This window comes from Pelomonas sp. KK5, assembly GCF_001984095.1.
Lineage (GTDB): Bacteria > Pseudomonadota > Gammaproteobacteria > Burkholderiales > Burkholderiaceae_C > KK5.
Genome location: NZ_LYVQ01000506.1, coordinates 1 through 917 on the forward strand (window position 1 = coordinate 1; position 917 = coordinate 917).

Annotated in this window: 1 protein-coding gene and 1 pseudogene; both read right to left on the bottom strand. The window is 71.8% G+C overall.

What is annotated here, in order from left to right:
• The coding region (locus B0W88_RS32010; protein WP_198938016.1) for a DHH family phosphoesterase at positions 1-645 on the bottom strand (645 nt) is incomplete at its 3' end.
• Positions 642-917, bottom strand: a pseudogene (locus tag B0W88_RS34160) (hypothetical protein); the annotation flags it as partial. The pseudogene B0W88_RS34160 and the gene B0W88_RS32010, both read right to left, overlap by 4 nt.

Here is a 917-nt window from a genome sequence, read left to right on the forward strand (position 1 = left end):
GCGTTCGCGGAACTCGCTGCGCACCGCCAGCAGCAGGTAGAAGGCCACGCCGACGCCCGCCAGGTTCTTGCTCGCGAAGCCGCAGCCCGGCTGGTTCGGGTTGACGATGGCGTGGGCGTGCGGCAGCTCGATCGCACCGTTGACCAGGGCCGGCAGGTGGTGGTCGGTCACCAGCACCTCGATGCCGAGGTCGCGCGCATGGGCCACGCCGGCGAGGCTGGCGATGCCGTTGTCCACCGTCATCAGCAGGTCGGGCCGGTGCGGCAGGGCCAGTTCGACGATGGCGGGTGTCAGGCCGTAGCCGTGCACCGCGCGGTCGGGCACCACATAGCTCAGGTGGATGGCGCCCAGCATGGCCAGGCCGCGCATCGCCACCGCGCAGGCGGTGGCGCCGTCGCAGTCGTAGTCGGCCACGATGCAGATGCGTTCGTTGGCCTCGATCGCATCGGCCATCAGCCGCGCCGCCTCGGCGATGCCCTTCAGTCCTTCGGGCGGCAGCAGCTTGGATAGGCCGTCGTCCAGCTCGTCCGGCGTGCGCACGCCGCGGGCCGCGAACAGCCGCGCCAGCAACGGCGCGAAGCCGGCCTGCTCAAGCGCCCAGGCGGTGCGCGGCGGGACTTCGCGGGTGAGGATCTGCGGGTTCATAGCGCCTCCAGTACAGCGGCCGTTTCGGCTCTGGGGGGGATGATGCCTTGCCACAGGCGTTTCAGGCCACTGCGCTGAGGTAACTGGTAAGTTCGTGCGTAGCGCTCTCCGCACAAGGTCAGGGTCACCGGGCGTCCCGCGCGGGCTTCGGCGAGGCTGGCAGCCACCGGGCCGGCGTCCAGCGCGCGCCAGTGCTCGGCCCAGGCGGCCCAGTCGCCGGCCAGCAGCGGTTCGCGCAGGCGGGCGTCGATGTGAAGGTCGGCCGGCAACGC